Here is a 7,616-nt window from a genome sequence, read left to right as displayed (position 1 = left end):
TTCCTGATCTTTGCAGTGATCGCCCTGCTCCTGCCACTGGTGCTCAAACAGAGCTTCGATATCACCGCGCAGGTGCTCGTGCAGTCCAAAAAACTCTCTCAGGGCGACGCCACCACATCCCTGACCCAAGGCGATGCCTCTTTCATTCCGCCATCACTGGCGGATATGGAAACCGAGAGCAATATCCTGCGCTCGCCGGCCCTGATCCGTCAGACCATCAGTGACCTTCAGGCCAAAGGCGAATACACGCCCAACCCCGGGGCCTTCAACAAACTGGTGACCGTACCGATCCAGCGTTTCGTGACCAACCCCTTGCGTGAATACGTGATCAACCCGGTGCGCGGCGCGCTCGGGCTTGCAATCGATCCGGTGCGGGACACCTCCCTGGATACCTTCACCCAGGAGGCCATCGATAACCTGAAGATCGACACCCTGCCCGGCTCCAACGTGATCTCCATTATCTACAGCTCAAGCGATCCGGCCCAAGGCACCCGGTTTGTCGCAACGATGTTGCAAAACTACCTGGCCAGCCGTCAGGAACTGCAATCGATCGATCTGCCACAGAGCTTCTACGAAACCAAGAAGAAGCAGTATCAGGTGCGGCTCGATGGCCTGGAAGGCACTCGACTGGCGCTGCTCGAAAAGATCGGTGCGTCCGATCCGAAGGAAGAAATCACCTTCCGCCTCAACGCCATCAACACCGAGGAAGAGAACCTGAACCAGTATCAGGATCGCTTGCTGCAAAGCCAGCGCTGGCTCGACTACCTGAAAACCGCGCTGGCGGCGGCCAACAATACCTCTCGGCTCAACGACTACACCTTCCCCTTCACCTTCACCACCACGGTGGACAACATTGCCTTCGAAGACCGGGAGATCCGGCAGATCGGTGAGCAGCTGACGACTCAAGTCAGTCGCTACATGAATGACCTGGCGGTGTTCCAGCCGGGCAGCGAACCGATGCTGCTGGCCCGTGAGCAAATTACCCGCACCCGTCAGCAGTTCCTGAAAATCGTCAGCAACCGGATTCAGGAACGCACCAGCGACCTGGCGATTGTCACCTCGGTGATCAACCAGAAAACCGCGCGCATCGCCGAGTTCAAGAACCGTATCCACCAGTTGCAAGTGGCGCAGAGCAAGTTGCAGCAGATGGATACCGAGATCAATGCCTTGCACGCGGCGTTCTCCACCTACGCCCAGCGCTTTGCCGAAAGCAGCACCGCCCGCGCGCTGGACAGCGATTTGTCCAACGCCCGGGTGCTCARCCCGCCGTTCGAACCGTCCGAGGTGGCGTTTCCCAAACCGCTGCTGATCATTCCGTTCGGAATGCTGACCGGTCTGCTGCTGGCGATTGCCTTCGTCTACGTGCGTGAGTTCTTCGATCACAGCTTCAAACATCCAGCGCAAATCACCCATGAACTGGGCTTGCCGGTGCTGTTGGTGATCAACGATCAGGACGTCCTGCCGAACAACCCGCACAAGAACTGGACCGTGCCTAGCTTCATGTATTGGGTGCGCCATTGAACGGGCCGCTCAACGCCAGCGCGCTGCCGATTATGCATTTGATCAGCAGCGGCGGCTTTTATGGCGCTGAGCGGATGTTGCTGGACCATTGCCTGGCGACGCCAGGGCACCACCAGGTGCTGTTTCTGGATGCGCCGCCGGCCCTGATCGACCGGTTCCGCGAGGCCGGGGTCGATTGCCGCGCTTTCGCGGGACTGGGGCAATTGCTGGGTCATTTACGTTATCGGCGGGCTGAACATCCGCTGATCAATACGCACAATTTCAAAGGCCTGGTGTTTGGCTGGGTCGGCGCGACATTGTTTGACTTGCCATTGGTGATTACCCAGCACGGTTTCACCCCGCGCAGTCGCAAGCAACGCTTCTACGGCTGGCTGAGCCTGCAACTGTGCCGCACCGCGTCGGTGAATCGGGTGGTGTGCGTGGCCGAAAGCATCGCAGCGCTGCACCGCAAGGCCAGTGTTCGGAAGGAGAAGCTGCAAGTGATTCCCAATGGTCTGCCAACCGCCAACGGCTTGCTGCCCCACAACGCCAGACACCCGCGCTGGCTGGCGGGCTATGTCGGTCGGCTGACSCATGAAAAAGGCCCGGACCTGTTTCTCGATGCGCTGATTGCGCTGTGTCACCGACATCCGCAACTGGACGCAGTGATGCTCGGCGATGGCCCGGAACGGGAAACCCTGCTGGCGCGAATTGCCGCCGCCGGCTTGCACAACCGCATCACCCTGCCGGGTTACCAGACCGACATGAACCGCTGGTGGCCGCAACTCGATGCGCTGGTGATCAGCTCGCGCACCGAGGGCACGCCGATGATTTTGCTCGAAGCAATGCAGGCCGGAGTGCCGGTGGTGGCGTTCAGCGTCGGCGGAATTCCCGATGTGCTGGAGGATCGGCACAACGGTCTGCTGGCGCCCCCCACCGACAGCGTCGCCCTCGCCCGGCAGCTCGACACGCTGCTGAGTGAGCCGGTACTGGCTCGCGAACTGATCGACAACGCAAGACGTACGCAACAGGACCGTTACGACCTGAAGGCCTTGGCCGAACGCTGGTCGCAGCTTTATATCCGTACTGCACGGGAGGCACGCGCGTGATCTTTCCGCTCTCGATCGTCAGTCTGCTCGCCCTGGTCTGCCTCGGTTTGCTGGCCAGCCCTTACCCCTATCTGGCGCCCGGCGCGGTGCTCGGCATGGTCGCTGTCGGTGTGCTCTACCGAAAACCCGCCTGGGGGTTATTGGGCATCGCGGCGCTGGTGCCATTCGAAGGTTTCTTCAAGGGCAACGCGCTGTCAGGCACCAAATTCATCGGTGCGTCACTGGCACTGGTCCTGATGTTGCAACTGGCCATTCACCAGATTCCGTCCGAGCGCCTGCGCAGCAACATCTGGCGCTACCTGATCGGATTCATGGTGTTGTACGGGTTGAGTATGATCAATACCGACAGCATGGACATGTCCCAAAGTCATCTACGGGATTTGAGCGTCGGCCTGGTGCTGTTTGTGATCACCTTGCTGATTGGCCGTGATTTGAACCTCGATCTGTTCGCCCGGCTGGTGACCCTCAGCGTCGCCGCAACCTCTGTGCTAGCCATGTTCTCCACCAAGTATCAGGACCAGGGCCGTGCCGCCGGGCTGCTGGAAGACGCGAACTCGTTTGCCCTGCTGATCGCCTTCGCCGTGCCGTTGGCCCTGCTGCTGGTGATCCGCGGCCCGAACCTGTTGCACCGATTGTTCTGGGGCGGCTGCTGCATTTTGCTGTTGGGCGGCATGACCAAAACCGATTCCCGTTCCGGGCTGGTGGTCCTGTTCCTGAGCTTGATGATCGGCGCCTGGCACTACCGCGCGCAGTTGCCACGCATCCGGCCGCGCCACTTGGGTTTTGCCATGCTCGGCCTTGCGCTCGTGATCCCGGTGGGGATTTATTCGATGCCGGCCGGTTACCTCAAGCGCATCCAGTCCTTGAGCGTCTTGAAAGAAGGCGCCAAAAGCCAGGACGAATCCCTCGGCCGCCGCACGTCATACCTTGTGGTCGGCAGCCAGATCATTCGTGAACACCCGTTACTCGGCTCCGGCCCCGGCACCTTCCCGCTGCACTACGCCACCTCCGGTTACGCCAAGGTGTTTTCCGCCAACCGCAAACCCGGCGACTTGTACCGCCGTGCTCACAACACGTACRTGGAAATCTTCAGTGAACTGGGGATTCCCGCCGGGTTGTTGTTCGTCGGCATGCTCGGCCTTGGGATGTACAACCTGGTCCGCGCCCGTCGAGCCTGGATGCTGCGACGGGATTGGGAACAGGCCGACCTGATCACCCACCTGGGCATCAGTTATCTGTCGTTGACACTGTTTTTGATGTTCCTCAGCGCACCGAATCACAAGTACCTGTGGATCATGCTCGCCCTGACCTGGGTGTTGCGCCTCAAGGCGGAAGAACGTCCGCCGACGGAGGCCAGGGCATGAACCGCATCAGCATTGCCATCCCGATGTACAACGAGGCCAGACACATCGGCCGCACCTTGCTTGCCGCGAAAAAAGCCGCGCAAGCTGCCGGGATGGAATGCGAGCTGATCGTGGTCGATAACGGCTCCAACGATCAGGGCCCGCACATCGCTCGCCAGCTCGGGGCGCAGGTGCTGGTGCTGCCCGGGCTGCTGATCGGCGCCCTGCGCAATCGCGGGGCGGCGATGGCGACAGGCGAATGGCTGGGCTTCATCGATGCCGATATCGAGATGCCCGAGGACTGGCTCACGCTGTTGTTGAGCATCCAACACGCGGTTCAGGTCGACGTCCTGGGACTGGACCTGCACACCCCGGCCGAAGCCCCGTGGTATGCCAATGCCTGGCAACGCCGCACGTTGCGCCCGAACGATGAAACCATGAAAGCAGTGCGATGGCTGCCCAGTTCCAACCTGTTGATGCGTCGTCCATGGTTCGACAAGGTCGGCGGCTTCAACGAAAACCTGCGCACCGGCGAAGACAAAGATTTCACCATGCGCCTTTCCCACTCTGGCGCACGCCTGCTGGCCGTCAACCAGAGCGTTGCCCTGCATTGGGGTTACGAGAGCAGTTGGCGCGAATGGATGGGCAAGGAGTTCTGGCGTCAGGGCAGTCACCTGCAATTACTGCGCAGCCACGGCATGAATCTGCGTTTACTGCGTTTCCCGATGCTGTCGATCATCGCCTGGGTGTTGGATTTCATGGCGCTATCCGCCCTGCTCAACGGTTTCCCCCTACTGGCGCTATTCATGCTGTTCGTCACCAGCCTGCCAGCGCTCGCCCAAAGTCTGCGCCAGAGCCTGATACACCGCGACCTGCGCCTGATGCTGCAACTCTGGGGCCTGCATTGGGTGCGTCTGCACCTGGCGGGTGCCGCGCTCATCCTGAGCCTTTGTCGCTGGAAATTCTGGCCAGCGACGGCTCCACCGACGACACCGTGGCCTGCGCCCGCAAGGTCATCGACCCGCGCATCAGCGTGCTCGACCTGCCCCGTCAGGGCAAGGCAGCCACCTTGAATGCCGCCGTTGCCCTGAGCACGGGCGAGATTCTGGTGTTCACCGATGCCGACAACCAATGGTCGACCGACACCCTCGGCCAATTGCTCGCGCCCCTGGCCGATCCACAGGTCGGGGCCTGCGCCGGACACATGTTGATCCCGGTGGCGGGCCAGGGCCTGAGCCTGGGCGACAGCCTTTATCGGCACTACGAAGGCTGGCTGCGCATGGTGGAAAATCGTACCGGCTGCATGGTCTCCGCCGACGGCGCCCTGCTCGCCCTGCGTCGCGAGTTGTTCCAGAACGTGCCGTCGGAGGTCAACGATGATTTCTTTATCAGTACCTGCGCGCCGGTGGCGCACAAACGCATTGTCTATGTGCCCACAGCCCGGGTGATCGACCAGGGCGTCGATGAGATCGACAAACAATGGCGCCGTCGTCTGCGCGTCACCGTCGGTGGTTTGCAGAGCCTGGCCCAGCGCCGGGAACTGTTGAACCCATGGCGCCATGGCTTGTATGCGATTGCGCTGATCAGCCACAAACTGATTCGACGCCTGGCACCGATCCTGTTACTGCCGTTGTTGCTGAGCAACTTCTGGCTGTGGAACGTCCATGGCTTCTATCGCCTGAGCCTGATCGCGCAACTGCTCGGTTATGCGGTGGCCATCGCCGGCCTGCTGGATGTGCAACACCGTTTGCCCAAACCCTTTCGCCTCGCCGGCTTCTTTCTGGTGACCCTTGCCGGGATGAGTATCGGTCTGTGGCAGTTCCTGCGTGGACAGCGGTACGCGCAGTGGAACCCCGAGCAAAATCGTTGACAGGACCGCGCCATGGCGATCAGACAATTATTAAAACGCACCAGTGGCTGGCTCTATCTCAACTCGCCGGTAGGCCGCCACCAACTGCACGGTGCCGGGGTGATCCTGATGCTGCACCGGGTGCTGCCCAATGACCGCGCCGCCGACCTGCCTCATCGAAATGAACTGTGCGTGGGACCGAAGGCCTTTGCCCATCTGCTGCTCTGGTTGAAAAAACACTTCGACTGCGTGCCGCTGATGGAAATTCTGCAACCCGGCACCGCCATGTCGGAACGTCCCAAAGTCGCACTGACCTTCGACGATGGCTGGCGCGACAACGCGCTGAATGCCTTCCCGTTGCTGAAAAGGTATCAGATGCCGGCGAGCATTTTTCTCTCCACCGACTTCATCGGCAGCCGGCAACGCTTCTGGTGGGAAAGCCTGGGGGAAACCCTGTGGCACAGCCATGGTGAAAAAGCCCGGACGCACTTGATTGAATGCCTGCGACAGATCGGGCGACCGTTACCGGTGCTGCTCGATGATCTGGATGTGCAGCGCCGTAGCCTGGCGCTTTTGCATTTTCTGCAAAGCCTGAAAAACCTGCCGCCGGGCGAACTGAACCGGCTCACCAATCAATGCCCTGAAGAGTCGTTGCCCCAGGCCCTGGACTGGCATCAAGTGCGCGCGCTGGAAGCCAGCGGGTTGATCCGCTTTGGCCCTCACGGCGCCAGCCACACGCTACTCACCGAGCTTGACGATCAACACCTGGATGAAGAATTGAGCCGCAGCCGCAATGCACTGTTGAACGGCTGCATCCGGCCGCTGCCGGTCTATTGCTACCCCAATGGCGACCACGATGCGCGGGTGCGCGAGCATGTGGCCGACCACGACTTTGCGTTTGCCCTGGGCACCGCCAGCGGGATTTACCGTGGCGTCGAAGATCCATTGGCCTTACCACGGATCGGCATCAGCCAGCGCACGGCACGCAACCCGGAGTTGCTGTCGTGGCGCATCTACCGCGGAGCCCGGCCATGAGTCGCAGCCACTACCTCAAACACCTCGCCCTGAGCATGGGCACCAAACTGGCGATGATCGGCCTGCGCCTGCTGCGTAACGTATTGCTGGCGCGAATTCTGGGGCCCAGCGAGCGCGGCCTGTTTGCGCTGCTCAGTACCCTGCCCGACTTGATCAGCGCCGCCACCAGCGGCGGGCTGAATTCGGCGGTGGGTTATCAGGCGGCCAAGCAACGGCCCATGGGTTTGCTGCTGAGTCAGGTGCTGGTATTCGGTTGCCTGCTGGCGGGGTTGCTGACGTTGCTGGTGGTGGCGCTGACCCGCGAGTTCGGCAGCGAACTCGACATCACCACACAACTGGGATTGCTCGCCTGGCTGTTGCTGCTGGCGGTGCCGTTGACCGTGCTCAAGAGCGGCCTGCTGACATTGCACAACGCGTCGGGCGGTGTGGTGGCGTTCAATGCCTTGCGGCTGGTGGAGTCGCTGGCGCCACTGCTGCTGTTTATCGCCTTGTTCTGGATGTGGAAAGACGCCGCGCTGGAAGCGGCGCTGATCAGTTGGCTGGCCGGCATCAGCCTGGTGGTGCTGGCTGGCTGGGTCTGGCTCAACCGTGCGCAACCCCTGACGTTGCAATGGGACCGCGCCAGCCAGAAAGAACTGTTGCGCTACAGCGCCCGTAGCCATCCCGATTTGTTGTTCCAGCAAGTCATTCTGCGCTCCGACTACCTGTTCATCGGTGCCTTGCTCGGCAGTACGGCATTGGGTCATTACGCCATGGCCAGCGCTGCCGCCGAGTTGCTGC

General features: G+C 61.2%; 5 protein-coding genes and 2 pseudogenes. All 7 read left to right on the top strand.

Annotated features, from left to right (window positions below):
* Positions 1-1,521: GumC family protein (locus AC1DLB_RS20735; protein ID WP_477785556.1), on the top strand; the 1,521-nt coding region annotated here is incomplete at its 5' end.
* 32 nt (positions 1,522-1,553) lie between these two features.
* Positions 1,554-2,609, top strand: a complete 1,056-nt coding sequence (locus AC1DLB_RS20730; RefSeq protein ID WP_477743822.1) for a glycosyltransferase family 4 protein — start codon at positions 1,554-1,556, stop codon at positions 2,607-2,609.
* Positions 2,606-3,973: an O-antigen ligase family protein gene (locus AC1DLB_RS20725; protein ID WP_477785555.1), complete on the top strand. Its 1,368-nt coding sequence runs from the start codon at positions 2,606-2,608 to the stop codon at positions 3,971-3,973. The genes AC1DLB_RS20730 and AC1DLB_RS20725 overlap by 4 nt, the downstream gene beginning before the upstream one ends.
* A pseudogene (locus AC1DLB_RS20720) lies at positions 3,970-4,911 on the top strand (glycosyltransferase family 2 protein); the annotation flags it as partial. The gene AC1DLB_RS20725 and the pseudogene AC1DLB_RS20720, both read left to right, overlap by 4 nt.
* 2 nt (positions 4,912-4,913) lie before the next feature.
* Positions 4,914-5,822: pseudogene (locus AC1DLB_RS20715) on the top strand (glycosyltransferase); the annotation flags it as partial.
* Positions 5,823-5,834: 12 nt separating this feature from the next.
* Positions 5,835-6,836: a polysaccharide deacetylase family protein gene (locus tag AC1DLB_RS20710; RefSeq protein WP_064618741.1), complete on the top strand. Its 1,002-nt coding sequence runs from the start codon at positions 5,835-5,837 to the stop codon at positions 6,834-6,836.
* Positions 6,833-7,616, top strand: a 784-nt coding sequence (locus AC1DLB_RS20705; RefSeq protein WP_477785554.1) for an oligosaccharide flippase family protein, incomplete at its 3' end; no start/stop codon positions are given. The genes AC1DLB_RS20710 and AC1DLB_RS20705, both read left to right, overlap by 4 nt.

The sequence above is a fragment of the Pseudomonas sp. 05N434 genome, from assembly GCF_056396965.1.
Note: the sequence above shows the minus strand (reverse complement) of the source record. Positions and strands in the feature narration are given on the sequence as shown.

Coding starts and splice junctions, on each gene's coding strand:
- AC1DLB_RS20710 (WP_064618741.1), top strand. CDS start 5,835: ATGGCGATCAGACAATTATTAAAACGCACCAGTGGCTGGCTCTATCTC.